Genomic DNA, 24490 nt, shown 5'->3' on the forward strand with positions numbered 1-24490 from the left:
TCAGTTCCCTCCCGCCATGGTGCTCATGTTGGCCTGCTGCGATGCCGCGCGGCTCTCGACCTGCTGCACGAACCTGGCCGCCGAGGCCTCCATGCGACGGAGCACCGGCTTGGGATACACGCCCAACCAGAGGATGACGAAGAGGAGCGGTACGAGAAGCCCGATCTCGCGCCAGTTGAGGTCGGTCATCTTCGCGTTGGCCGGCTTGTCCATCGGGTTGTAGATGATGCGCTGCACGGCCCACAGCAAGTAGGCGGCGGCGAGGATGACGCCCAGCGTCGCGATGAAGGTCATCCACGGCACCGTGCGGAACGAGCCGACCAGCACCAGGAACTCGGCCACGAAGCCGTTGGTACCGGGGAGGCCGATGGAGCTGAGGGCCACGACGGTGAGGGCGGTGGCGAAGATGGGGACCACCTTCGCGATGCCACCGTAGTCGGCGAAGAGGCGCGAGTGCCTGCGCTCGTAGATCATCCCGATGAGGAAGAAGAGCGCCCCGGTCGAGATGCCATGGCCGATCATGACCATGAGGGCGCCCTGCACACTCTCGGTGGTCATGGCGAAGATCCCGAGCATGACCATCCCGAGGTGCGCCACCGAGGAGTACGCGACCAGCTTCTTGAAGTCGGGCTGCACCAGCGCCACCAGCGAGCCGTAGATCACGCCGATGACGCTGAGGGCGAGGATCGCCGTGCGCACCGTGTCGTGCATGGCCACGCCCGGAAAGAGGGGAATCGCCAGCCGCAAGAAGCCGTAGGTCCCCAGCTTGAGGAGGATGCTGGCCAGGACCACCGATCCGGCGGTGGGGGCCTCCACGTGGGCGTCAGGGAGCCACGTGTGGAAGGGGAACATCGGGACCTTCACCGCGAAGGCCACGAAGAAGGCGAGGAAGAGCCAGAACGAGGCCCCCGGGTCCATTCCCGCGACCGCCATGATCGCGTCGTAGGAGAAATCGGGCTTCCCGGTCAGCATCCCGGCCTGCCAGCCGAGGTACACGATGGCCACCAGCATCAGGAGCGAGCCGAGCATCGTGTAGATGAAGAACTTCAGCGAGGCGTAGATGCGCCGCTCGCCGCCCCAGATACCGATGATGAAGTACATCGGGATCAGCATCACTTCCCACATCACGTAGAACAGGAACAGGTCGCGCGCCACGAACGCACCCAGCATCCCGACCGTCAGGAGCAACATGAGGGCGTGATACGCATGCACCTTCCGGTTCACGCTCGTCCACCCGCCCAGGATGGCGAGCGGCATGATCAGCGTCGTGAGCAGGACCATCATCAGCGACAGTCCGTCGATCCCGAGGGCGAACGTCGTCCCCCACGCGTCGATCCACGGCGCGTCGAAGGTCGCCTGCCACCCGCCGGAGGAGGGGTCGAGCGACCACCAGAGGCCGATCGAGACGAGGAACTCGACCAGGAAGATCGCGAGCGTGATGATGCGTGCCGTGTTCTCCGCGGCCGCCCGTGCATCACCGGTCGCTCCCCGGAGGGTGGCGCCGTGCACCCAGACCAGGAGCGCACCGATCAGCGGGATGAGCAGCAGGACGGGGAGGATCCAGCTGTTGTATCCGATGGATTCGAGCAAGGCTTGCATCGGTCTATCGCAGGGAGAAAGCGCCGAGTACCGCCACGACGCCGATGATGAGCACCCAGGCGTATGTCCCCACCTGGCCCGATTGCAGGCGCGATCCCAACCAGCCGATACCGCGCGCGAGCTGGGCGCTGCCGTTCACGAAGAGTCCGTCGATGAGCCCCGCGTCCATCCCCTTCCAGAGCACGCTGCGCGACACGCCGACGAGCGGCTGCACCACGACCTTGTCGTAGCCTTCGTCGACGTAGTACTTGTTCTCCAGCACGCGCGCGAAGCCCTCCGACGCCGGTGCCTCGCGCTTCGGCACCAGGGCCGACGGCTTGAGGCGCGCCACCGCCAGGGCAATGCCGATCACGGCGATCGCGATCGCGATGCCGACGAGCAGGTACTCGGTGCTGTGCGCGAGGTGCGCCTCGTTCCCCATCGTCACGCGCAGCGCCGACTCGCCCGTCACCGGCTCGAGCCAGTGATGCAGCGCCTGCACCGGCCCGGCCGGGAAGAACGTCGGGAGGTTGAGCCACCCACCGGCCAGGCTCAGGATGCCGAGCACCACCAGCGGACCCGTCATCACCCACGGGGCCTCGTGCAGGTGCTGCTGCTCCTTCTCCCCGCTCCGGTTGGGCCCGTGGAAGGTGTACAGCATCATGCGCGTCATGTAGATCGCCGTCAGGAGCGCGGAGACGAGCCCGATGACGTAGATGGCGTACAGCAGGGCGCTCCCCGGAATCCCGAGCCAGCTGGCCTCTGCCAGCGTCGACCCGTGCGTCCGGGCGAAGACGGCGCCCAGGATCTCGTCCTTCGAGAAGAACCCGGCAAACGGCGGGATGCCGGCGATCGCCAGCGTGGCGATCCACATGAGGATGAAGGTCACGGGCATGTACTTCCTGAGCCCGCCCATGTTGCGCATGTCCTGCGCGTCGTCATGGTTCCCGGTGTGGTGGTACGCCTGGTGCATGGCGTAGATCACCGACCCCGAACCGAGGAAGAGGAGCGCCTTGAAGAAGGCGTGCGTCACGAGGTGAAAGACGCCCGCGGCGTACGCTCCCACGCCCACGCCCACGAACATGTAGCCCAGCTGCGAGACGGTGGAGTAGGCCAGCACCTTCTTGATGTCCCACTGCTTGAGGCCGATGGTGGCGGCGAAGATCGCCGTCAGCGCCCCGACGAAGGCGACGGTCAGCGAGGCGACCGGGGCCAGCGAGAAGAGGACCGCGCTGCGCGCGACGAGATACACGCCGGCCGTCACCATCGTGGCCGCGTGGATGAGGGCCGAGACCGGCGTCGGGCCGGCCATGGCGTCCGGGAGCCAGACGTAGAGCGGGATCTGCGCGCTCTTGCCGGTGCACCCGAGGAACATGAACAGGCAGATGGCGGTCACCAGCGCCCCGCCGGGGACCAGCTGCGCCGCGCCCGCGTTCACGCCGGCGAAGTCGAGCGTCCCGAGGTTGGCGAAGAGGAGGAACATCGCCACCAGGAAGCCGAAGTCACCGATGCGGTTGACGATGAACGCCTTCTTGCCGGCGTCGGCGTTGGCCTTGTCGGAGAACCAGAACCCGATCAGCAGGTACGAGCAGAGCCCCACCCCTTCCCACCCGACGAACAGCATCGGGTAGTTGGCGCCGAGCACCAGCACCAGCATGAAGAAGACGAACAGGTTGAGGTACGCGAAGTAGCGCGGGTACCCCGGGTCGTCCTGCATGTAGCCGACGCTGAAGATGTGGATCAGCGTCCCGACGCCGGTGATGACCATGGCCATCACCATCGACAACTGGTCCACCTGGAAGGCGGCGTCGATCGAGAGGTCGCCGGCGACCATCCACGAGAAGAGCGACTTGACGAATGGCGCCTCGGCGTGCGCCCCCGTGAGGGCGAGGAAGATCGCGGCGGTCAGGGCGAACGAGGCGGCCAGCACGGCCGGCCCCACCAGGCTCACGATCCCCGCGTACTTGTGGCGCGTGACGGGATGGTGGTCGTCGTGGGGCGCGTCGTGGCCATGGCCACCGTGGCCATGGGCGTCGCCGTGATCGTCGGCGTGATCGTCGTGGTGCGCATGGTGTGCCGTCGGGTTCCCGGGCCCGGTCTTCGCCACGCTCGTGAGCGCGAGGAGTCCGTTGATCACGAACCCGAGGAGGGGAAGGATCGGGACGAGCCAGATCCACTCCGCCATCGTCCCGGCCAGCGGATGCGCCCCGGCGGCTGCAGCGTCCTGGAGGAGCATCAGCCCTTGAGGAGATTGATGTTCGAGAGGTCCACCGATTGGCGGTGGCGGAAGATCGAGATGATGATCGCCAGCCCCACGGCCGCCTCGGCGGCGGCCACGGTCATGACGAAGACCACGAACACCTGCCCCGTCATCCCGTACAACCGCGAGAAGGCGACGAACGACAGGTTGACGGCGTTGAGCATGAGCTCGACGCACATGAAGACGATGATCGCGTTCCGGCGCGTGAGCACGCCGACCACCCCGATGGTGAACAGCACCGCCGAGAACGCGAGCGCTTCGGGAACCATCATGCGGAGGCCCTCCGCTTGCCGAGGACGACGGCGCCGACGATCGCCACCAGCAGGAGGATGCTGGTGAGCTCGAACGCCAGGAGGTTGTCGCTGAACAGCGGCTTCGCGATCGCGGCCACGGCGTTGAGGTCCTTCAGGCTCTCGGCGCGCTGGAACTCCGACTGCACCAGCGAGGCCGGGGCCGGCGAGCGCAGGAGGACGATGATCTGGGCGAGGATGGCGAGTCCGAGGAGGCCGCCCAGGAGGCGCCCCCACGTGCCGCGCAGGTCGGAGATCTCGTCGGGATGCCCGAGGTTGAGGAGCATGACGACGAAGAGGAAGACGACCATGATCGCGCCGGCGTAGACCAGCACCTGGATGGCCCCGATGAAGTGGGCGTCCAGCATGACGTAGAGCGCCGCCAGCGAGAACATCGTGTTCACGAGCCAGAGCGCCGCCGCCACCGGGCCCTTGCGGGTCACGAAGGCGAGCGCCGAGGCGATCGCGATCAACCCGAAGAGGTAGAAGTGGAGCTGGTAGAAGAAGTTTGACATCACTCGCCCTTCGGATCGGCCGGGTCCCACATCTCGCAGACGGGGTGCGTCTGCGCCATGAGGCGCTCGAGGTCGTACACGAAGCCCTCGCGCGAGTACTCGGCGTTCTCGTAGTGCCGCCCAAGGTGGATCGCCTCCTCGGGACAGACTTCCTGGCAGTAGCCGCAGAAGATGCACCGGAACTCGTCGATCTCGAACACGAGGGGATAGCGGTTGCCCTGCTCGTCCTCGCCCGGGACCAGCTTGATGCAGTTGGCCGGGCACACCGTCGGGCACAGCCCGCAGGCCACGCACTTGGCCTTGCCGTCCTCGGTGGTGAGCATGCGGTGCGTCCCTCGCCAGCGCGGCGAGATGCTCTCGCGCTCCTCGGGGTACTGCGTGGTCACCTTGTGCGGGTCGATGAGGTGCTTGAAGGTGTTGCCCAGCCCCTTCAGCGTCGCCCGGACGTAGCTCGTCTCCTCGATGGGACGCTCCACGACCTTCACGTTGATCGCCATCAGTTGCCTGCCTGGGTCGAGAGGTTGGTGCGGGCGGCGCTGATGCCGCGCAGCCGCGCCACTTCGTCGGCGGAGGCGCGCGCGGACGCCGGGCTCACCACGCGCCCACGATCGAAGACCGCGAAGAGGATGAACAGGATCACCGCGTTGACGGCGAGGAAGATCCCGCCGTACACGAAGCCGCGCTGGATCCCCATCGCGTCGAGCCCGAGCATCAGCCCGGCCACGACCACGATGTACGCCAGCGCCACCGGGAACAGGAACTTCCACCCGAGCGACATGAGCTGGTCATACCGGAAGCGCGGCAGCGTCCAGCGGATCCAGATGTAGAAGAACATGAAGAAGAAGACCTTCGCCAGCATGAGGACCACCGACAGCAGCACGAGCGGGCCGCTCACCGCGCCGGTGTTGTCCGCCGTCATGAACGGAATGTCCCAGCCGCCGAAGAAGAGCGTCGCGATCATCGCCGACTGCGTGAGCATGTTGGCGTACTCGGCGATCATGAAGAGCGAGAACTTCATCGCCGAGTACTCGGTGTGGTACCCGGTGATGAGCTCCGACTCCGCCTCGGGCATGTCGAAGGGGAGGCGGTTGGTCTCGGCAAAGGCCGAGATGAGGAAGGTCACGAAGGCGACCGAGAGCGTGAGCACGTTCCACATGTGCATCTCGGCCTGCTGGTTCACGATGGCGCGCAGCGTGACGTTCCCCGCCAGCAGCAAGACTGGGATCAGCGACAGCCCCAGGCCGATCTCGTAGGAGACCATCTGGGCGCTGGCCCGGAGGCCGCCCAGCAGGGCGTACTTGTTGTTGGAGCTCCACCCGGCGAGGACGATCCCGTACACGCCGAGGGAGGCGATGGCCACCGTGAACAGGTAGCCGATCGGGAGGTCGGCGAGCACCAGGTCGATGCGCCCCCACGGGGACGCCCACGACGCGCCCCACGGGATGATCGCCCAGATCACGAGCGCGGGCAGGAACGACAGCATCGGCGCCAGGATGAACAGCACCTTGTTGACGTGCGGAGGAAGCGTCTCCTCCTTCATGAAGTTCTTCACGCCGTCGGCCAGCGGCTGGAAGTAACCGCGCGGCCCCACGCGGTTGGGCCCGTGCCGCCCCTGGATCCACGCCGAGATCTTGCGCTCGGCCAGCGTGGAATAGGCGACGATGACCATGTAGAGCGTGAAGAAGACGAGCAGCTTCACGACCGTGGCCACGAACCACGGCCAGAACGTCGGGGGCTGCTGCGGATCGGCCGCCACCTGCAACAGGCTGGGGAGGTTCATGAGGAGCGCGCTCATCGGGCCGCCTCGGCAAGGCGTTCGGCGTCGGCCACGGGACGGCCGCGAAGCCCCAACGCGTCGTAGGTGAGCCCGGCAAACGACGGCTCGCTCGCGGCCAGCGCCGCGAAGGCGTCGGCGGCCACGAAATACTCGGCCTTCTCGCCCATCGCCCCCAGGAGGTCGGCGAGGACGTACCAGCTGGGGCGCGCCATGCCGGGGGCGGCCTTGGCCTGCAGGAAGCGCTGCACGCGTCCGCGCAGGTTCGTGAGCGTTCCCTCCTCCTCCGTCATGTTGGCGATGGGGAGGATGATGTCGGCCTTGGGAAGGTGGGCGGGCATCGCCGTGCCGATGACGACCGTGACCGCCGCGCGCGCCAGCGCGGGAAGGTCCGACTCGCTGAGGTCGGCGTCGGCGACGACGAGGGCGTCGCCCGCCTGCAGCACGTCGAGCGGGGAGGCGTGCCGTGTGAAGCCCAGGAGCTGCGCTCCGGTGACGTTGGCGGCGCGGTCGGCGCGGAGCGCGAGGTCGTCGACGCCGGGGAGCGGCGCCTCGGCGCCCTGTGCCACCCGGAAGACCCCCGCCCCGCCGCTCTTGCGCACGAGGCGCGACAGGAGGTGCAACGCCTCGTTGGAGAGGTTGGGCGACGCGAGGACGACGGCACGCTTCCCCTTGAGGACGCGGGCGGCGGCCTCGAGCGCGACCTCCCAGTCGACCGTGGCGTGGCCGCCGGCCCCCAGGATGCTGGGGACCTCGAGGCGGTCGCGCCGGTTCATCCACCGGTAGTTCGCGCGTCCGTGGTCGCACATGAAGAACTGGTTCACGCTCTCGTTCGAGCGCGGACGCAGGCGCATCACGGTGTTGTCGCGCGTCTCGACGATGATGTTGCACCCCTGCGAACAGCTGGTGCACACCGAGGCCGTGCGGTCGAGTTCCCAGGCGCGCGCCTTGTTGAGGAAGTCCTTGCTGACGAGGGCGCCGACCGGGCAGACGTCGATGACGTTGGCCGCCCACGCGTGCGTGAGGTCCTTCCCCTCGAACTTCCCGATGAAGGCGCGATCGCCGCGTTCGCTCACGTTGAGCACCGTGTCGTGCGCCACGTCATCCATGAAGCGCACGCAGCGCGTGCACAGGATGCAGCGGTTCTGCACGTACAGGACGTCGCCGCCGAAGTCCTCGGCCGGGCTGAAGCGCTTGGGGTCGCGGAGGCGTGACTCCTTCGGCCCTTCCTGATACGTGTAGTCCTGCAGCTCGCACTCCCCCGATTGGTCGCAGATGGGGCAGTCGAGCGGGTGATTGATGAGGAGCATCTCGAGGACGCCCTTGCGCGCCTCGCGGGCCTTCTCGGAGTGCACGTGCACCACCTGACCCTCGGCCACTGCCGTCGCGCACGACGGTGCGAGCTTCGGGAACTTCTCGACCTCCACGAGGCACATGCGGCACGAGCCGGCCACGGAGAGCCCCGGGTGGTAGCAGTAGTGCGGGATGAGGACGCCCGCCGTCTTCGCCGCCTCGAGGATCGACGTCCCCGGGGCGACGGCGACTGGGCGCCCTTCGATCGTGAGGTTGACGAGAGGAGTGTCGGCCATCAGGCCACCACCGTGGGTACGGTGTGGATCGTCTTCTTCGTGATGAGGGCTTCGAACTCGTGGCGGAACTTCTGCAGGCCGCTCGCGACGGGGGTCGCGCACGAGTCCGAGAGGACGCAGATCGTCTTCCCGGTCATGTTCTCGCCGATGTCCAGGAGCGTATCCAGGTCTTCGGCCGTCCCGTCGCCGGCGACGATGCGGTCGAGAATCTTGCTGCTCCACGCCGTGCCTTCCCGGCACTGCGTGCACTGGGCGCAGCTCTCGTGCGCGTAGAAGCGCACGAGGCGCGCGATCTGCTTCGGCATGGACTGCGCGCTGTCGAGGACGATGCAGCCGGCGGAGCCGAGCATCGTCCCGACCGTCATCATCCCCTCGTAGTCCATCAGGGCGCGCTCCGCCTCCTCGATCGTGATGATCGGGACCGACGAGCCGCCGGGAATGATCGCCTTGAGCGTCCGCCCCGGAAGGGCACCGCCACACACCTCATGCAGGAACTCCCCGAACGGGAAGCCCATCTCGACCTCGTAGTTGCCGGGGCGCGCGATGTTGCCGCACACGCTCCACAGCTTGGTCCCGGTCGACTTCGGGTTGTCGGGGCGCGACATCTTCTTGTACCAGTCGGCGCCGTTGTTCAGGATGTGCGGCACGGCCGCCAGCGTCTCGACGTTGTTGATCGTCGTCGGCTTGGCGAAGAGCCCGGCCACCGCGGGAAACGGCGGCTTGATGCGCGGATTGCCGCGGCGCCCCTCGATGGAGTTCATGAGGGCGGTTTCTTCACCGCAGATGTAGGCGCCGGCCCCCTTGTGGACCCAGACGTTGATCGTCTTGCCGGTCCCCATCGCGTTCCGGCCGATGATGCCGGCCGCGCGCGCCTCGGCCAGGGCCGCCTCCATTCGCTGGATCGGCTCGGTGAACTCGCCGCGAATGTAGATGTACGCCGTCTCGGCCCCGATGGCGTACGCCCCGATCGCGACCCCCTCGATGAGGGCGTGGGGCGTCCAGCGCATGATCTCGCGGTCCTTGAACGTCCCGGGCTCCGACTCGTCGGCGTTGCAGCACAGGTAGTGCGGCTTGCCGTCGCCGAGCTTCATGAACGACCACTTGAGCCCGGTCGGGAAGCCGGCGCCGCCGCGGCCGCGCAGCCCCGACTCCTTCACCACGTTCTGGATGGCGACCGGGTCCATGCCTAACGCCATTTCCAGCGCCTTGTAGCCGCCGCGCTTCTTCCACCCCTCCAGCGAGCGCGCCTCGGCATCGCCGAAGTGCCTCGACAGGACGAGCGTCTCGCGGGGATGCGGCTGGTGCGGATAACCCATAGCAGATCAGTCGGGAGACGGGAGACGGGAGACGGGAGAATCGATCCCCCGCCTTCTCACTGGTACTTCTCGAGGACGTGCGGGACCGAGTCCGGGGTGATGGACTCGAGGAAGTCGCTGTTGACCATCACGGGGGTGGCGAAGCCGCAGGCGCCGAGGCATTCGACCTCGATCACCGTGTAGCGGCCATCCTCCGACGTGACCCCCAACTCGCCGCAGCCGGTCTTCTCCAGGAAGGCCTTCACCACGTCCTCTGCCCCGCACACGTTGCACGGCGAGGTGGTGCACACCTGGATGAAATACTTCCCCACCGGGTGCTGGTGGTACATGGTGTAGAACGTCACCACCCCCTTCACGTACGCCGGGGTGATGTCGAGCAGTCCCGCGATCTCGGCCATTCCCTGCTCGCTCACCCAGCCGCGGGCTTCCTGCAGCATCCAGAGCGCCGGGAGGAGGGCCGCCTGCTTGGTGGGATAGCGCGTGAGGAGCTCGTCGAGCTTCGCCCGCGCTTCGCCCACGAAGACCGGAACGTAGGGCTCGTCGTGATGCCCATGCGATGGCTTGAGCGCGGCGCCGCCGGCCGCGGAAGGACCGTGGCTCATCGCGCCATCCCTCCCGTCGCCCGACTCCCGTCTCCCCTCTCGGCTCTCATCGGTCGATCTCTCCCATGACGATGTCGATGCTCGCGTTGATCGCGATGACGTCGGAGAGGAGGTGCCCCTCGACCATCTTCGGGATCGCGCTCAGGTTCACGAACGACGGGGGACGAATGCGCCAGCGCACCGGCTTGGCCGTCCCATCCGACACGAAATAGTAGCCCTTCTCTCCCTTCGGGCTCTCCACCGGGAGGTACACCTCGCCCACCGGGGGGCGAGGCCCCTCCATCACGATCTTGAAGTGGTGGATCATCGACTCGATCTCGCTCGTCGCCTTGTGCTTCGGCGGGAGGATGACGCGCGGGTCGTCGACATTCACCGGGCCGTCGGGGAGGCGCTGGACCGCCTGCTCCAGGATCCGCACCGACTGGCGCATCTCCTCCATGCGGACCAGGAAGCGGTCGTACACGTCGCCGTTGACCCCGATGGGGACGTCGAAGTCGTATGTCTCGTAGTCGAGGTACGGGAAGTCACGGCGCGTATCCCACGCCACGCCCGAGGCGCGGGCCATCGGGCCCGAGAGGCCGTAGTTGAGCGCCTCCTCCGGCGTCATCACGCCCAGCCCGATCGTGCGCCCCACCCAGATGCCATGGCGGGTCACCATCTTGTCGACTTCCGCGATGGTCTTGGGGAAGGTGTGCAGGAACCCCTTGAGCCCGTCGAGCCATCCGTCGGGAATGTCGGCCGCCATCCCCCCGACGCGCGACATGCTCGTCGTCAGGCGCGCTCCCACCCATCCCTCGAGCAGGTTGTAGATGTTCTCACGCTCCTGGAAGGCCCACAGGAACGGGGTGAACGCCCCGATGTCGATGCAGGTCGTCCCGACCCACACCAGGTGCGAGATGATGCGCGACAGCTCGAGCGCGATCACGCGCAGCACCTTGCAGCGCTCCGTGATCTCCACGCCGAACAGGCGCTCCGCACCCAGCGCGAACGCGATGTTGTTCCCCGGCGAGTTGAGGTAGTCCTCGCGGTCGGTCCAGGGGATGATCTGATTGTATTGGCGGTATTCGCCGATCTTCTCGAAGCCGCAGTGCAGGTACCCGATGTGCGGGATGCACCGCACCACCGTCTCGCCGTCGAGCTCGAGCACCAGGCGCAACACCCCGTGCGTGGCCGGGTGCTGCGGCCCGATGTTGATGAGCATGTGCTCGCCCTCGAGCTCCGGCTCCAGCGCCGGCGGCGCCTCGAGGGCCGTCAGCTGCCCCGAGCCGTCGACCACCAGCGGCGTCCGCTGCGGCCGGCCCTCGCGGTCGAGCCCCGTCGTCGAGAGCGCGACTTCGATCGTTCGCTTGGTAGCCACGTTACTCCCCCGTCCGTTCGCCGCCCTTGAGGCGGCGTTGCATGTCCTGCGGCAGGTCGTCGAACGCGTCGGCGATGGCCAGCTCCTCCATCGAATACTTGGCCTCCGGGTTGGCCGACAGCGCCTGCCGCAGCTGCTCGGCGCGCGAGAAGCGGCCGCGCAACGGGAAGTCCTTCCGGAGCGGGAACCCTTCCCGGTACTGCTCCCACATCAGGATGCGCCGGAGGTCCGGGTGCCCCTCGAAGGTGATGCCGAACATGTCGTAGCACTCACGCTCGAGCCAATCCGCCGCCTTGTAGACCGCGTGCACGCTCGCGACGCGCAGCGGCTCCCCCTTGGGGAGCTGGGCCTTGACGCGCAGGAAGCGGCGATACGGGATCGATCGCAGGTGCCACACGACCTCGAGCGGCTGCTCCAGGTCGCGATACTCGACCGCGGTCACGTCCACGAGGTAGTCGTACTGCTCCCCGGCGTCGTCGTGGAGCCAGCGCACCACCTCGAGCGCCCCCTCGGGACGAATGAAGACGGTCGTGTCGCCCCACACCGCCTCGGACCTAACGAAGAATTGCGGGAAGCGGGCCTGGAGGCGTTCCGCGCTCGGGTTCAGCGGCCCGCCCCGGTGCGGCAGCGCGCCCGGCGTGCGCGGCGCGGCGGCGCCGGGGACCGCCTGCCCGGCATGGATGATGGTGAACGGCGCGCTCACAGCCCCGACCGGGTTTGGTGGACCGAATTCCCGAACGGCTCCGACAGCTCGTCGATCACCGACGGAGGGATGTACAAGGCACTCGCCGGATCCGGATCCAGCTCCTCGCGGATCGACGTGTCGCTCATCCGTTCCCGCTTCACCTTTTCCTGCAACATCATGATCCCGTACATGAGCCCCTCCGGACGCGGGGGACACCCCGGCACGTAGACGTCCACCGGGATGATGGTGTCGATTCCCTGCGTCACCGCGTACGTGTCGAACATCCCGCCCGTCGACGCGCACGCGCCCATCGAGATGACCCACTTCGGCTGCGGCATCTGCTGGTAGATGCGCCGGATGACCGGGGCCAGCTTGAACGGGACGCGCCCGGCGCAGATCAGCACATCCGACTGGCGCGGCGAGAACGACATGCGCTCCATCCCGAAACGGGCGAGGTCGAAGCGCGCCGCCGCCGAGGCCATGAATTCGATGGCGCAGCACGCCGTGCCGAACGGCATGGGCCACAGCGAGTTGGCGCGCCCCCAGTTCACCAGCATGTCGAGGCGTGTCGTGACCCACCCCTCCTGATCCTGGGGGGCGTAGCTGACGACGTTCGCGTCAGGGCGAGGTGCTAATCCCATTGCAGCGCTCCCTTCTTCCAGACGTAGACGAACCCGACGACGAGGATCGCCATGAAGACGAGCATCTCCCCGAGCCCGAAGAACGAGACGTTCCCGGCCGGACAGGCATTGTTCACCAGTGCCACCTTGCACGACAACTGGCGGTAGTAGACCCCCCACGGGATCATGAACACGGTCTCGATGTCGAAGATGATGAAGAGCATCGCGACCATGTAGAACTTCACGGAGAAGCGTTCCCGCGCATCTCCCAACGGCGGAATGCCGGATTCGTACGGCGTGTCCTTCACGGGGGTCGGGCGTCGCCGGATGACGAGCGTCGACAACGCCACGATCAGCACGGCGTTGAGCGCGACGAATCCAAGCAAGAGCAGGACGGGCAGGTACGTGCGATCCATGTCGCTCCCAGTGCACTCCGAAGTTCGTGAAAGATTTCACGTGTTCAGCGGGCATAACCTACCCGAATGAGTGGGAGGGTGTCAACGGAACTAAGGCGAACCGTACGAGGGAGTTGGCAGCCGTTGCACCCCGCGCCTCGCATCGCTCCACTTTCCCGGGATCCCCCTCCGCCTCACGCGCGGCGCGGGCGGTACTCGGGCGGTACTCGGGCGGCACTCGGGCGGCGCCCAGGGCGTCTCCCTCCCGTGCCGCATCCCCACGGCACGATGCGGGCGTTACCTTTCGCCGGCCGTGGCGCCGGCCGAGTCCCGTGCGCCGTCCAGACCCCCACCCCCGATCAGGGAGCACGCTGGCGCATGTCGATTCAGAACGACCGTTGGATCACCGAGATGGCCACCAGGCACGGGATGATCGACCCCTTCGAGTCGAGCCAGGTGCGATCGGGGGTCATCTCGTACGGGGTCAGCTCCTACGGCTACGACATGCGGGTGGCCCGCGAATTCCGCATCTTCACCAACGTCCTCAACTCGATCGTCGATCCCAAGGCCTTCGACCCCAAGTCGTTCGTGGAGTTCGAAGGCGACGTCTGCATCGTCCCACCCAACTCCTTCGCGCTGGCTCGCTCCGTGGAATACTTCCGGATCCCGCGCGACGTGGTCACCATCACGGTCGGGAAGTCGACCTATGCACGCTGCGGGATCATCACGAACGTGACGCCGTTCGAACCCGAGTGGGAGGGACACGTCACGCTCGAAATCTCGAATACCACTCCCCTCCCGGCCCGGATATACGCCAACGAGGGCATCGCGCAGGTCCTCTTCTTCAAGGGCGAGCCGCCCCTCGTGTCGTACAAGGACAAGGCCGGCAAGTATCAGGGACAGCTCGGCGTGACCCTTCCACGCCTCTGACGGGACGCGCTGGCGTACGGGGCGCCGGGTCACCGGCGCTCCCCCCAGGCCGGGGCACGCGGACCGGCGGGCCGATGCCCGGCGAACGAAACCGGCGGCCCCTCAGGAGGGGGCAGCCGGTTTCGCTTTGGCGCGAGGATCGTTCGACGCTCAGTCTCCGCCCCCCGCCCGCGACTCCTCTGGCTCCAGCGCGGCGCCGTAGATGAAGTCGCGGTTCATGCGGGCGATGGCATCGATCGAGATCTCCTTGGGGCACGCCTCCTGGCATTCCCCATGGAGCGTGCACCCGCCGAAGCTCTCGAGGTCCATCTGGGCGACCATCTGCCGGGCGCGGCGGTAGCGCTCGGGCTGCCCCTGCGGGAGATGCCCCAGGTGCGAGATCTTGGCCGCCGTGAAGAGCGAGGCGCTCCCGTTGGGACAGGCGGCCACGCACGCCCCGCACCCGATGCAGGCCGCCGCATCCATGGCGGCGTCGGCGGCGGGCTTGGGAATGGGGATCGCGTTGCCATCGGGGGCATTGCCGGTCGAGACCGAGATGTACCCTCCGGCCTGGATGATCCGGTCCAGGGCGCTTCGGTCCACGCACAGGTCGCGCAACACCGGGAAGGCCGCCGCGCGCCACGGCTCCACCGTGATGGTGTCGCCGTCGGTGAACGAGCGCATGTGCAACTGGCAGGTCGTGGTCGCCTTCATCGGGCCGTGCGCCACACCGCTGATCATGAGGCCGCACATGCCGCAAATGCCCTCGCGGCAGTCGTGGTCGAAGGCGATCGGCTCCTCGCCCTTCGACGCCAGCCCCTCGTTGATGACGTCCAGCATTTCCAGGAACGACATGTCGGTCGAGATGTCGCGTGCCTGGTACTCGACGAACTTGCCGGCGGCACTCGGACCGGGTTGCCGCCATACGCGCAACGTGAGGTTCATATGGCCAGAAGACGAAGGGACGGGAGGACGAGAGGACGAGGGGTCGGCACCGGAGCCGAAGCGGGCGAGGACTCGCTCACTTGTAGCTCCGCGTTGCCAGGTGCACGTTCTCGAACACGAGTGGTTCCTTGTTCAGGATCGGGGCCTTCCCATCACCGGCGTACTCCCAGGCCGCCACGTACGTGAACCGCTCGTCGTCGCGCTTGGCCTCGCCGTCCTCGGTCTGGTGTTCGGTGCGGAAGTGACCGCCGCACGACTCCTCGCGGTGCAAGGCATCGCGGCACATCAGCTCCGCGAGCTCGAGGAAGTCGGCCACGCGTCCGGCCTGCTCGAGCGATTGGTTGAGGTCATCGCCGCTCCCGGGGACGGTCACGTTTTCCCAGAACTCTTCCCGGATGGCGGGGATCGACGCGAGCGCCTCCTGCAGCCCCTGCGCGTCGCGCGCCATCCCGCACTTGTCCCACATGAGCTTGCCGAGCTCACGATGGAACGACTGGACCGTACGCTTCCCCTTGATGCCGAGGAGGCGACGGGTGCGCTCCTCGACGTCGCGCTCCACGGCCCGCACCTCGGGGTGGTCCTTCGAGATCGGGGCGAGCTTGTTGCTCGCGAGGTAGTGCCCGATGGTGTAGGGGATGACGAAGTACCCGTCGGCCAGCCCCTGCATCAGCGCGCTGGCCCCGAGGCGGTTGGCCCCGTGGTCGGAGAAGTTCGCCTCGCCAAGGACGTGGAGGCCGGGGATCGTGCTCATCAGGTTGTAGTCGACCCAGAGCCCTCCCATGGTGTAGTGCACCGCGGGATAGATGCGCATCGGGACCTGGTACGGGTCCTCGTCGGTGATGCGCTGGTACATCTGGAACAGGTTCCCGTAGCGCTCCTCGATCTTGGCGCGCCCCAGGCGGTTGATGGCGTCGCGGAAGTCGAGGTAGACGCCGAGCCCGCCCGGGCCGACGCCGCGCCCGCTGTCGCAGGCTTCCTTCGCCGCGCGTGAGGCGATGTCGCGCGGCGAGAGGTTGCCGAACGACGGGTACTTGCGCTCGAGGTAGTAGTCGCGGTCGCCCTCGGGGATCTCGTGCGGTGGGCGCGTGTCACCCGCCTTCTTCGGGACCCAGACGCGACCGTCGTTGCGCAGCGACTCCGACATCAGCGTGAGCTTGGACTGGTAGTCGCCGCTCTGCGGGATGCAGGTGGGGTGGATCTGCGTGTAGCACGGGTTGCCGAAGGCGGCACCGCGCTTGTAGGCGCGCCAGATGGCGGTGGCGTTGGATCCCTTGGCGTTGGTGGAGAGGTAGAAGACGTTGCCGTAGCCGCCGGTCGCCAGCACGACGGCGTCGCCGAGGTGCGTCTCGATCTTCCCGGTCACGAGGTTGCGCGTCACGATGCCGCGCGCGTGCCCGTCGATGACGATGAGGTCGAGCATCTCGGTGCGCGGGAACATCGTCACCCCGCCCTTCGCGACCTCCTTCTCGAGCGCCTGGTACGCGCCGAGGAGGAGTTGCTGCCCTGTCTGTCCACGGGCATAGAAGGTGCGCGATACCTGTGCGCCGCCGAACGAGCGGTTGGCGAGGAGACCGCCGTACTCGCGGGCGAAGGGGACGCCCTGGGCCACGCACTGGTCGATGATGTTGACCGAGATCTGCGCGAGCCGATAGACGTTGGCTTCACGGGCGCGGAAGTCGCCTCCCTTGACCGTGTCGTAGAAGAGCCGCTGGATGGAGTCGCCGTCGTTCTGGTAGTTCTTGGCGGCGTTGATGCCGCCCTGGGCGGCGATCGAGTGGCCGCGGCGCGGCGAATCCTGGAAGCAGAAGCACGACACGATGTAACCCAGTTCGGACATCGTCGCCGCTGCGGAGGCGCCCGCAAGCCCTGCCCCCACCACGATGATGTGGTGTTTCCGCTTGTTGGCGGGGTTCACGAGCTTCATCTCGAACTTGTGCTTGTCCCACTTCTCGGCGATGGGACCGCTGGGGATCCCGGACTTGAGTTCCATCAGCGGGCTCCTTCGGTGAACGCGCTCACCGTCTGGCGCTCTTCCATGATCGGCGTGTCGTCGGTGAAGAGACCCAGGGCGGCGCCGATGGGGACGGCCGCGAAGCCGAGGGCGGTGATGACCGCGATGGCGATCGCGATGTTGCGGTGCAGCGGCTGGGACGAGGGACGGCGGGCGCCGAGGGTCCGCAGCGAGGCCCAGGCGCCGTGGTACAGGTGCAACCCCAGTGCGGCCATCGCGACGAGGTAGAACGCCAGCGCCCACCAGCGGCTGAAGCCGTTGCGCAGGTTGTTGTAGGGATCGAGGTGACGGAAGTCCGGCACCCCGAGGCCGAACGTCATGTCGGCGATGTGGAAGACGATGAAGGCGAGGAGGATGATCCCGCCCACGCGCATCGTGCGGGAGGCGATGGTCGAGACCTGGGGCTTCAGCAGGCCGTACGCGACGGGGCGCGCGGCCCGGTTGCGCGCGATGAGCTGGAGCGCCGCCGTCACGTGCAACGCGACGGCACCGAGCAGGACGCCGCGGACGAGCCAGAGGAGACCGCCGGTCTTGCGCAGGAGCACGGCATAGTCGTGCATGGCCTGGGCGGCGCCGGTCCCCTTGAACATCTGGAGGTTGCCGGCCATGTGCCCGACGACGAAGCCGATGCCGATGATCCCGGTCACGGCCATCACGACCTTCTTGCCGACGCTCGAGTCCCAGAAGCGGCGCAGACGACTCGTCGACACCCGGGACGAATCACGCGCCGGCATCGCAGCTATTGCCATGTGGAAGAAGGGGAAAGGGTGTGGGGCGAGGGGAGCCGAGACGGGGACGGGGCGCACGATCCGCGCGCCCCGTCCCCGTGGCCGTCAGCCGAGCTTGGACATTGGCTCTCGTACGGCGTCGGCGCTCTTCCCCAGCGCGACCCGCTCGGCGCTCGTGAGCTCGACCTCGATGACCTGCTCCAGCCCCTTCCGCCCGAGCTTGCACGGGACGCCCAGGAAGAGCCCCGACATCCCGTACTCCCCCTCGAGCCAGGCCGCGCACGGGAGGATGCGCTTCTGGTCCTGCACGATGGCCTCGACCATCTGCACCGCTCCCGCGGAGGGCGCATAATACGCCGAGCCGGTCTTGAGGAACGAGACGATCTCGGCCCCCCCGTTGCGCGTGCGATCGACGATCTTGTCGAGCACGTCGCGCGCCATGAGCTGCGTCACGGGGATGCCGCTGACGGTGGTGTACGAGATCAGCGGGACCATCGTGTCCCCGTGCCCGCCCAGCACCATGGCCTGGATGTCGCGCACCGAGACGTCCAGCGCCTCGGCCAGGAAGGCGCGATAGCGCGCGGTGTCCAGGACGCCGGCCATTCCCAGCACCCGCTGGCGCGGGAAGCCCGACGCCTTCATCGCGACGTGGCACATGACGTCGAGCGGGTTGGACACGATGATCAGGATCGCGTTAGGCGAGGTGCGGGCGATGCTCTCCGACACCGACTTCACGATGCCCGCGTTGGTGTTCATCAGGTCGTCACGCGACATCCCCGGCTTGCGGGCGATGCCGGCCGTGATGACGACGATGTCCGAGTCCGCCGTCTCGTCGTAGCCGTTGGTGCCGATGATCCGCGTGTCGTACAGCTCGATGGGCGCCGACTGCCACTGGTCGAGCCCCTTGCCCTGCGGGATCCCCTCGACGACGTCGACGAGGACGACCTGCCGGGCGAGTTCCTTTTCGGCAAGGCGCTGCGCGGCGGTTGCGCCCACGTTGCCAGCGCCTACGACCGTGATCTTGTTGACCATGTATTTGGATCGTGTGAAAGGAGCGATGACGTGATGCTCCCAAGCTATCCGGCGCACAGGGGGGGATCAACATCCGCCCCCCGGGCGCACCTCACCCGCCCACCTGCGACAGGGCGCGCAGCCCGCCCACCTGCATCTGCAGCAGGTGATGCTCCTTGGGCTTCTCGGCCAGCGCCTTCCGGAACAGCGGCTCCAGCGGCTCGCCGCGGCGCAGCGGATCGCGCAGGTTGACCTCATGGTCGCCGTACAGGCAGGTCCGCAGCCGCCCGTCGGCCGTTAGGCGCACCCGGTTGCACGAGCTGCAGTAGGTGTGCGTCATCGGGGTGATGACCCCCACCGTGCCGGGGGAGTCCCCGATCCGGAAGTAGCGCGCCGGCCCGTTCCCCTTGGGCCCCTCGTCGCTCGTTAGGACCCCGAGGGATGCGACCCGCTGCAGGACCTCCTCGCTCGGCACCACGTGCTCCCAGGTGAGGTCGCGCATCTCGCCGACCGGCATGAGCTCGATGAAGCGCACGTGCCAGGGGTGGTCCATGACCAGACGGGCGAAGTCGACCACCTCGTCGTCGTTGATGCCGCGCATCACAACGACGTTGATCTTGATGGGCCCAAGCCCTGCATCCTCAGCGGCTTGCGCCGCCTGGACCGGTGAGAGCCCGAGGTTGCGGCGGGCGATCGCCACGATGCGATCCGGGCGCAACGAATCCGCGCTCATGTTCACCCGGTCGAGCCCCGCCTCGCGCAGCGCGCCGGCCAGCTGGGGGAGCTTGACCCCGTTCGTCGACAGGGCGATGTCACGGATCTCGGCGATCTCGCGCAGCTGGCGGACCAGCGCCGGGAGGTCGGGCCGGATGGTGGGCTCGCCACCGGTGATCCGCAGCCGCCGCAGCCCCAAGGGGGCCAGCTGGCGCACCACTTCGGCAATCTCCTCGTACGACAGGATGTCGCGCTTGGGGAGCCACTCCATCCCCTCCAGCGGCATGCAGTACAGGCAGCGGAAGTTGCAGCGATCGGTGACCGAGATCCGCAGGTATTCGATCCCGCGCCCGAACTGGTCGCGCAGTACCACCTCGCTCATCGCCCCGCCTCCTCGTGGGCGCGCGTGGGATCGACCCACTCGCGCGTGCCGTCCGCGTAGTGCTCGCGCTTCCAGATGGGGACGCGCTTCTTGACTTCCTCGATCAGGTATCGCGCCGCGTCCATCGCGGGGGCGCGCCGCGGGTGCGACACCACGATGGCGATGCTCGCCTCGCGGAGCGCCAGGTAGCCCAGGCGGTGCTCCATCACCACGTGCGGCGTCCCGAAGCGCCCCACCGCCTCGCTGGCGATTGCCTCCATCTCCTTCAAGGCCATCGCCTCGTACGCGGAGTAGTCGATGCCCCGTACCTCCCGTCCGTCGTTGACGTCACGTACGGTCCCGACGAAGAGCGTCGTCGCCCCGGACGAGGCGGAGCTCACCTCGGCCACGAGCGCCGCGGCGTCGATCGGGGTCGTCACGAGGGCGACTCGCATCACCCCCCCGCCACCGGAGGAATGATCGCCACCTCGTCGCGATCCCGCACGAGGTCGTCGAGGCGCGCGTAGCTCGCGTTGACCGCGACGAGGGGAGCAGGCGGGAGGCGGTCGGCCCCCGGGCGCTCGCGCACCGTGGCCAGCACGTCGCGCACCCGGGCCGCCCCGCCCACCTCGACGTCGATCGCGGTGGCGCCAAGCGCCTCGGCATACGAGGCAAAGAGGAGAACGCGTACAGTCGGCATACGGAGGAAGACTATGGGGTGCCTCCCGTCGCGCAACGGGGAGGTGTCCGGCTCGCCCGCCCGGATCGCTTCCGAAAGCAGGCGTGCCCCGGTCGCGGGGCGACCGGGGCACGTTGGGCGACTCGGGAGGGGCGACCGGCGCTATGCCTCGCTCATCTCCTCTTCTTCATGATCGTCATCCCAATCCTCCACCGCGCCTTCGAGCGGCTCGAGCTCGGCCACCATGGCACGAAGCTCCTTGGACGGCTTGAAGACCGGGACCGGACGAGCCGACACCTCGACCGGCGAGCCGGTCCGGGGGTTGCGCGCCATGCGGGTCTTGCGGTGACGGATCTTGAAGGTGCCGAAGCCGCGGACCTCGATGTTCTTCTGCGCCTGCAGCGCCTCCTTGATCGCGTCGAGGAACGCGTCCACGACACGCGCGCAGTCCTTCTTGGAGATCATGGGACCGGCCGTGCGGGAAATCTGCTGCGTGACGCGCTCGACGAGGTCGGCTTTGGTCATTGCGTGGTCTCGAACAGGACGGGGTCCAGGCGCTCGAAAGTTCGGTCGAACATAGAACGCTTAGCTATTGTGTGTCAAGCGTTTGGACCACTTCGCCCTGCCCCGTCCCGGACCGCCTTGATGAACTGTTTGAACAGCGGTCGAGCGTCGTGCGGACCCGGCGCGGCCTCCGGGTGGTACTGCACCGAGAAGATCGGGAGGTCGCGGTGACGGAGCCCCTCGACGGTCCCGTCGTTGAGGTTCACGTGCGTCACCTGGAGCGACGGAGCCCCGGGAATCTCGTGTTCGTCCCCCTGCACCGCGAAACCGTGGTTCTGCGACGTGATGAGGACGCGCCCCGTTTCCAGCTCCTTGACCGGGTGATTCCCCCCGTGATGCCCGAACGGCATCTTCACGGTCGACGCCCCGTAGCTCAGGCCGATCATCTGGTGGCCGAGGCAGATCCCGAAGACGGGGACGCCGGCATCGCCGATCGTTCGAATGGCGTGCGGGGCGTAGCTGACCGCCGCCGGGTCGCCCGGTCCATTGGAGAAGAAGACGCCGCTGGGCTTGAGCGCCAGCACCTCCTCGGGGGGCGTCGTGGACGGCACGACGGTGACGTGGCAGTCGTTGGCCTCGAACAGGCGCAGGATATTCTGCTTGATCCCGTAGTCGTAAGCCACGATGCGGTAAGGAGCTGACTCGCTCCCCCACGTGAAGGTGCGATCTGTCGTGACGACCGACGCGAGGTCGAGCCCCTCCATGGAGGGGCAGGCGTCGAGCGCCGCGAGCACCTCCTTGGTCACCTCGGTGCCCGCGGCGATGACCCCTCGCATCACGCCGGCCGACCGCAGGTGCTTGGTCAGTTGCCGGGTGTCGACGCCCTCGAGAATCGGGACGTTGGCGGCGGAGAGCCAGCTGAGGAGATCGCCGCTCGCCCTCCAGTTGGAGTAGGTGCGCGATAGCTCGCGGACCACGACGCCGGCAACCTGAGGGCGATCGGACTCGGGATCCTCGGCGTTGACACCGTAGTTGCCGATCATGGGCGCGGTCATGACCACGATCTGGCCACGGTATGACGGGTCGGAGAAGGTCTCCTGATAGCCGGTCATGTTCGTGGTGAACACCACCTCGGCCACCGTCATCGGGGCGTGGCCGGCGTGGCGGCCACGAAAAAGGGTTCCGTCCTCGAGGAGAAGGAACCCAGGGATTTCGTCGTGAGAGGTCACGTCAGGGGACTACTGCTTCTTGGTCTCGGGAGCGGGAGTCGCGGGCGCCTTTTCGAGGGGGACGGCCGGAGCGGCCGCCGGTGCCTGTCCCTGCGGAGCCGGCGCCGTGGCGGGCGACTGCGTGAGCGGCGTGTCCAGGATCGATTTCGGCGTCCGCGTCCGCACGGACATCAGCTGCAACACGAAGGCGAGGAAGAGGAAGATTCCGCCCCCCCACCAGCTCACGCGCGTCAGGAGGTTCCCCGCCTGCCGCGTCCCGATGAACGAGTCGGAAGACGACGACGCGCCACCGAACGACGCGGCGAGTCCGCCCCCCTTCCCCGACTGCAGGAGGACCGCCGCAATCACGGCGAGGCTGACGAGAATCAGGATGATGAGCAGGAAGGTGTACATGCGCCTGGCGCTGGGTTGGGCGTGTTCGTGCTAAGCACGGAATATTGCGGCACTTACGCGCCCGAATCAAGTGCGAACGATCGTCGACCACCCCTCGGCGTCCAGCGAGGCCCCCCCGACCAGCAATCCGTCGACCTCCGGAGCCTCCAGGAGCGACGCCGCGTTGCCGCGATTCACGCTCCCGCCGTAGCAGATCGGGACATTCTGCGCCCGCTCTCCCAGCATTCCCACGAGCTCCTGGCGAATGATCACGTGGATCGCGCCGGCGTCGTCGGGCGTCGCGGTTCGCCCGGTCCCGATGGCCCACACCGGTTCGTAGGCCACGAGCAGGCTCGCGGCATGGTGCGGGTCGATGTCGGCCAGCCCGGCGCGAAGCTGGCGGAGGACCACCTGCTCGGTCGCACCGGCCTCGCGCTCCTCGAGCGTCTCCCCTACACACAGCATCGGAAGGAGACCGGCTCGCACCGCGGCGGCGACCTTGAGTCCGGTCTCCTCGTCGCGCTCCCCGAAGACGTGCCGACGTTCCGAGTGGCCGACGAGGGCCAGCGTGGCCCCCGCGTCGCGGGCCATGCCGGCGGAGAGCTCACCGGTGAAGGCGCCCTTGTCCTCCCAGTGGATGTTCTGCACGCCGACGACGATGTCCTGCCGTTCCTTGAGCGCATCGACGACCGTCGTGAGGCTCACGGCGGGAGGAAAGAAGATGACCTGCCGGTCGGGGCGGCGGGCGTAGTGCGCGAGAAACGAGCGCATGAAGGCCCGGGCATCGCTCGGCCCGTGGTTCATCTTCCAATTGGCGGCGAAGACAGGGTGTTGCACCGGGCTCACCTCTCGTCGAGGGCGTCGACCCCCGGGAGCGCCTTCCCCTCGAGAAACTCGAGCGAGGCGCCGCCACCGGTCGAGACATGGCTCATCGCTCTGTCCAACCCCGCTTCGGCGACCGCAGCCGCCGAGTCGCCGCCGCCCACGATGGTCGTGGCCCCGCCCTTGGTCGCCTCTGCCATCGCGCGGGCAATGGCGAGCGTCCCCTCGTTGAACGGCGGGTTCTCGAAGACCCCCATCGGTCCGTTCCAGAGCACCGTCTTGGCCGAGGCGATCGCGCGGGCATACGAGCGCATCGTGTCGGGGCCGATGTCGAACATGGCCTCGTCGGCGGGGATGGCGTCGCGCCGCGTGGCATGGGCGCCGGCGCCGTTGTCGATCGCGGTCGAGACGACCGCATCGTGCGGGAGGGTGAGGCGGAACCCTCCCCGCTCGAGGAGCGAGGCCGCGAGCTCCACCCGGTCGGGCTCCACCAGCGACTTGCCCGTCTCGAGCCCCATCGCCTCGAAGAACGTGCACGCCATGGCGCCACCGATCAGGAGGCCGTCCACCTTGGGGAGGAGCGCCTCGATGACGTCGATCTTTCCCGATACCTTGGCGCCGCCGAGGATCGCGATGAAGGGGCGGCGGGGCTCGGCGATGGCCTTGCCCAGGTAGTCGAGCTCGCGCTCCATGAGGAAGCCGGCCACGGCCGGCTTGAGGAAGGCGGTGACGCCGGCGGTGGAGGCATGGGCGCGATGTGCCGAGCCGAAGGCGTCGTTGACGTACAGGTCGCCCAGCGATGCGAAGGCACGGCTGAGCGCCTCGTCGTTCTTCTCCTCCCCCGGATGGAAGCGCGTGTTCTCGAGGAGGAGGATCTCGCCGTCGGCCAGTCCCCGCGACGCCGCGACGGCCCCCTCATCCGCCGAGGAGGCGTGGAAAGTGACCGGATACTTCGTGAGCTGGGCGAGTCGTCGTGCGACGGGGGCGAGCGAGTACTTCGGGTCGGGGCCCCCCTTGGGGCGCCCGAGATGCGAGAGCAGGACGACCCGCGCCCCGTGCCCCGCCAGGTACTCGAGCGTGGGGAGCGCGGCGACGATTCGGGTGTCGTCGCTCACGTTCCCCCTCTCGTCGAGGGGGACGTTGAAGTCGACACGAACGAGGGCCCGACGCCCACGCAGCTGGGCGTCGGTCAGGTCGCGGATGGTCTGCTTGTTCATGAACCGG

At 67.7% G+C, this 24490-nt stretch carries 26 protein-coding genes; 1 reads left to right on the plus strand and 25 read right to left on the minus strand.

The annotated features are described in order from the left end of the window. The 13 genes from ABS52_03195 to ABS52_03255 all read right to left on the minus strand — a co-directional run bounded on the left by ABS52_03195 (position 1) and on the right by ABS52_03255 (position 13002). Positions 1-1599, minus strand: coding sequence for a hypothetical protein (locus ABS52_03195; GenBank protein ID ODT04626.1), 1599 nt, complete (start codon positions 1597-1599; stop codon positions 1-3). A 4-nt stretch (positions 1600-1603) separates the two neighbouring features. Further along, positions 1604-3814 carry an NADH-quinone oxidoreductase subunit L gene (locus ABS52_03200; GenBank protein ODT04627.1) on the minus strand — a complete coding sequence of 737 codons (2211 nt, stop codon included), beginning with the start codon at positions 3812-3814 and terminating at the stop codon, positions 1604-1606. After that, positions 3814-4107 (minus strand): NADH-quinone oxidoreductase subunit K, encoded by a 294-nt coding sequence (locus ABS52_03205; GenBank protein ODT04803.1) that lies wholly within the window; start codon positions 4105-4107, stop codon positions 3814-3816. Before ABS52_03205 ends, ABS52_03200 begins: the two co-directional genes overlap by 1 nt. Next, positions 4107-4643, minus strand: a complete 537-nt coding sequence (locus ABS52_03210; GenBank protein ID ODT04628.1) for a hypothetical protein — start codon at positions 4641-4643, stop codon at positions 4107-4109. The genes ABS52_03205 and ABS52_03210 overlap by 1 nt, the downstream gene beginning before the upstream one ends. After that, a complete protein-coding gene (locus ABS52_03215; protein ID ODT04804.1) occupies positions 4643-5077 on the minus strand; it encodes an NADH-quinone oxidoreductase subunit I in 435 nt (144 codons plus the stop codon). The genes ABS52_03210 and ABS52_03215 overlap by 1 nt, the downstream gene beginning before the upstream one ends. A gap of 62 nt (positions 5078-5139) precedes the next feature. Continuing rightward, positions 5140-6312 carry an NADH-quinone oxidoreductase subunit H gene (locus ABS52_03220; protein ID ODT04805.1) on the minus strand — a complete coding sequence of 391 codons (1173 nt, stop codon included), beginning with the start codon at positions 6310-6312 and terminating at the stop codon, positions 5140-5142. Between the two features lie 122 nt (positions 6313-6434). Next, on the minus strand, positions 6435-8006 hold the full coding sequence (locus ABS52_03225; GenBank protein ID ODT04629.1) for a hypothetical protein: 1572 nt from the start codon (positions 8004-8006) through the stop codon (positions 6435-6437). Beyond that, entirely contained in the window at positions 8006-9322 is a 1317-nt protein-coding gene (locus tag ABS52_03230; protein ODT04630.1) for an NADH oxidoreductase (quinone) subunit F, read from the minus strand. Before ABS52_03230 ends, ABS52_03225 begins: the two co-directional genes overlap by 1 nt. Before the next feature lie 56 nt (positions 9323-9378). Further along, positions 9379-9840, minus strand: coding sequence for a hypothetical protein (locus ABS52_03235; protein ODT04806.1), 462 nt, complete (start codon positions 9838-9840; stop codon positions 9379-9381). 130 nt (positions 9841-9970) lie between these two features. Beyond that, on the minus strand, positions 9971-11125 hold the full coding sequence (locus ABS52_03240; protein ID ODT04807.1) for an NADH dehydrogenase (quinone) subunit D: 1155 nt from the start codon (positions 11123-11125) through the stop codon (positions 9971-9973). Positions 11126-11282: 157 nt separating this feature from the next. Next, positions 11283-11984, minus strand: coding sequence for a hypothetical protein (locus ABS52_03245; GenBank protein ID ODT04631.1), 702 nt, complete (start codon positions 11982-11984; stop codon positions 11283-11285). Beyond that, entirely contained in the window at positions 11981-12607 is a 627-nt protein-coding gene (locus ABS52_03250; GenBank protein ID ODT04632.1) for an NADH-quinone oxidoreductase subunit B, read from the minus strand. Before ABS52_03250 ends, ABS52_03245 begins: the two co-directional genes overlap by 4 nt. After that, entirely contained in the window at positions 12598-13002 is a 405-nt protein-coding gene (locus ABS52_03255; protein ODT04633.1) for an NADH-quinone oxidoreductase subunit A, read from the minus strand. Before ABS52_03255 ends, ABS52_03250 begins: the two co-directional genes overlap by 10 nt. Positions 13003-13359: 357 nt before the next feature. Between ABS52_03255 and ABS52_03260 the strand changes: the two genes are divergently transcribed. Beyond that, on the plus strand, positions 13360-13911 hold the full coding sequence (locus ABS52_03260; GenBank protein ODT04634.1) for a dCTP deaminase: 552 nt from the start codon (positions 13360-13362) through the stop codon (positions 13909-13911). Positions 13912-14061: 150 nt separating this feature from the next. On the opposite strand, the gene ABS52_03265 is transcribed toward ABS52_03260, so the two are convergent. The 12 genes from ABS52_03265 to ABS52_03320 all read right to left on the minus strand — a co-directional run bounded on the left by ABS52_03265 (position 14062) and on the right by ABS52_03320 (position 24483). Next, entirely contained in the window at positions 14062-14835 is a 774-nt protein-coding gene (locus ABS52_03265) for a succinate dehydrogenase (GenBank protein ODT04635.1), read from the minus strand. Positions 14836-14911: 76 nt separating this feature from the next. Then, positions 14912-16825 carry a succinate dehydrogenase flavoprotein subunit gene (gene sdhA / locus ABS52_03270; protein ID ODT04636.1) on the minus strand — a complete coding sequence of 638 codons (1914 nt, stop codon included), beginning with the start codon at positions 16823-16825 and terminating at the stop codon, positions 14912-14914. Beyond that, positions 16825-17580 (minus strand): hypothetical protein, encoded by a 756-nt coding sequence (locus ABS52_03275; protein ID ODT04637.1) that lies wholly within the window; start codon positions 17578-17580, stop codon positions 16825-16827. The genes sdhA and ABS52_03275 overlap by 1 nt, the downstream gene beginning before the upstream one ends. A 99-nt stretch (positions 17581-17679) precedes the next feature. Further along, on the minus strand, positions 17680-18606 hold the full coding sequence (locus ABS52_03280; protein ID ODT04638.1) for a malate dehydrogenase: 927 nt from the start codon (positions 18604-18606) through the stop codon (positions 17680-17682). 91 nt (positions 18607-18697) lie between these two features. Then, positions 18698-19681: a cyclic pyranopterin phosphate synthase MoaA gene (locus ABS52_03285; protein ODT04639.1), complete on the minus strand. Its 984-nt coding sequence runs from the start codon at positions 19679-19681 to the stop codon at positions 18698-18700. Further along, positions 19678-20115: a hypothetical protein gene (locus tag ABS52_03290; GenBank protein ID ODT04640.1), complete on the minus strand. Its 438-nt coding sequence runs from the start codon at positions 20113-20115 to the stop codon at positions 19678-19680. The genes ABS52_03285 and ABS52_03290 overlap by 4 nt, the downstream gene beginning before the upstream one ends. Beyond that, entirely contained in the window at positions 20115-20360 is a 246-nt protein-coding gene (locus ABS52_03295) for a hypothetical protein (GenBank protein ID ODT04641.1), read from the minus strand. The genes ABS52_03290 and ABS52_03295 overlap by 1 nt, the downstream gene beginning before the upstream one ends. Before the next feature lie 141 nt (positions 20361-20501). Continuing rightward, positions 20502-20864 carry an integration host factor subunit beta gene (locus ABS52_03300; GenBank protein ID ODT04642.1) on the minus strand — a complete coding sequence of 121 codons (363 nt, stop codon included), beginning with the start codon at positions 20862-20864 and terminating at the stop codon, positions 20502-20504. Between the two features lie 74 nt (positions 20865-20938). Beyond that, entirely contained in the window at positions 20939-22054 is a 1116-nt protein-coding gene (locus ABS52_03305; GenBank protein ODT04808.1) for a carbamoyl phosphate synthase small subunit, read from the minus strand. Between the two features lie 27 nt (positions 22055-22081). Next, on the minus strand, positions 22082-22465 hold the full coding sequence (locus tag ABS52_03310) for a preprotein translocase subunit SecG (protein ODT04643.1): 384 nt from the start codon (positions 22463-22465) through the stop codon (positions 22082-22084). A 66-nt stretch (positions 22466-22531) separates the two neighbouring features. Further along, entirely contained in the window at positions 22532-23281 is a 750-nt protein-coding gene (locus ABS52_03315; protein ODT04809.1) for a triose-phosphate isomerase, read from the minus strand. Between the two features lie 5 nt (positions 23282-23286). Next, positions 23287-24483 carry a phosphoglycerate kinase gene (locus ABS52_03320; GenBank protein ID ODT04644.1) on the minus strand — a complete coding sequence of 399 codons (1197 nt, stop codon included), beginning with the start codon at positions 24481-24483 and terminating at the stop codon, positions 23287-23289. Positions 24484-24490 lie beyond the last annotated feature (7 nt).

It is taken from the genome of Gemmatimonadetes bacterium SCN 70-22 (genome assembly GCA_001724275.1).
GTDB lineage: Bacteria > Gemmatimonadota > Gemmatimonadetes > Gemmatimonadales > Gemmatimonadaceae > SCN-70-22.

Excerpts from the sequence above, each read along its gene's own strand:
- ABS52_03195 (ODT04626.1), bottom strand. The coding sequence starts at position 1,599 with ATGCAAGCCTTGCTCGAATCCATCGGATACAACAGCTGGATCCTCCCC.
- ABS52_03200 (ODT04627.1), bottom strand. The coding sequence starts at position 3,814 with ATGCTCCTCCAGGACGCTGCAGCCGCCGGGGCGCATCCGCTGGCCGGG.
- ABS52_03205 (ODT04803.1), bottom strand. The coding sequence starts at position 4,107 with ATGGTTCCCGAAGCGCTCGCGTTCTCGGCGGTGCTGTTCACCATCGGG.
- ABS52_03210 (ODT04628.1), bottom strand. The coding sequence starts at position 4,643 with ATGTCAAACTTCTTCTACCAGCTCCACTTCTACCTCTTCGGGTTGATC.
- ABS52_03220 (ODT04805.1), bottom strand. The coding sequence starts at position 6,312 with ATGGTCATCGTCGCCTATTCCACGCTGGCCGAGCGCAAGATCTCGGCG.
- ABS52_03225 (ODT04629.1), bottom strand. The coding sequence starts at position 8,006 with ATGGCCGACACTCCTCTCGTCAACCTCACGATCGAAGGGCGCCCAGTC.
- ABS52_03230 (ODT04630.1), bottom strand. The coding sequence starts at position 9,322 with ATGGGTTATCCGCACCAGCCGCATCCCCGCGAGACGCTCGTCCTGTCG.
- ABS52_03240 (ODT04807.1), bottom strand. The coding sequence starts at position 11,125 with ATGCTCATCAACATCGGGCCGCAGCACCCGGCCACGCACGGGGTGTTG.
- ABS52_03250 (ODT04632.1), bottom strand. The coding sequence starts at position 12,607 with ATGGGATTAGCACCTCGCCCTGACGCGAACGTCGTCAGCTACGCCCCC.
- ABS52_03255 (ODT04633.1), bottom strand. The coding sequence starts at position 13,002 with ATGGATCGCACGTACCTGCCCGTCCTGCTCTTGCTTGGATTCGTCGCG.
- ABS52_03260 (ODT04634.1), top strand. The coding sequence starts at position 13,360 with ATGTCGATTCAGAACGACCGTTGGATCACCGAGATGGCCACCAGGCAC.
- ABS52_03265 (ODT04635.1), bottom strand. The coding sequence starts at position 14,835 with ATGAACCTCACGTTGCGCGTATGGCGGCAACCCGGTCCGAGTGCCGCC.
- sdhA (ODT04636.1), bottom strand. The coding sequence starts at position 16,825 with ATGGAACTCAAGTCCGGGATCCCCAGCGGTCCCATCGCCGAGAAGTGG.
- ABS52_03275 (ODT04637.1), bottom strand. The coding sequence starts at position 17,580 with ATGCCGGCGCGTGATTCGTCCCGGGTGTCGACGAGTCGTCTGCGCCGC.
- ABS52_03280 (ODT04638.1), bottom strand. The coding sequence starts at position 18,606 with ATGGTCAACAAGATCACGGTCGTAGGCGCTGGCAACGTGGGCGCAACC.
- ABS52_03285 (ODT04639.1), bottom strand. The coding sequence starts at position 19,681 with ATGAGCGAGGTGGTACTGCGCGACCAGTTCGGGCGCGGGATCGAATAC.
- ABS52_03290 (ODT04640.1), bottom strand. The coding sequence starts at position 20,115 with ATGCGAGTCGCCCTCGTGACGACCCCGATCGACGCCGCGGCGCTCGTG.
- ABS52_03295 (ODT04641.1), bottom strand. The coding sequence starts at position 20,360 with ATGCCGACTGTACGCGTTCTCCTCTTTGCCTCGTATGCCGAGGCGCTT.
- ABS52_03300 (ODT04642.1), bottom strand. The coding sequence starts at position 20,864 with ATGACCAAAGCCGACCTCGTCGAGCGCGTCACGCAGCAGATTTCCCGC.
- ABS52_03310 (ODT04643.1), bottom strand. The coding sequence starts at position 22,465 with ATGTACACCTTCCTGCTCATCATCCTGATTCTCGTCAGCCTCGCCGTG.
- ABS52_03320 (ODT04644.1), bottom strand. The coding sequence starts at position 24,483 with ATGAACAAGCAGACCATCCGCGACCTGACCGACGCCCAGCTGCGTGGG.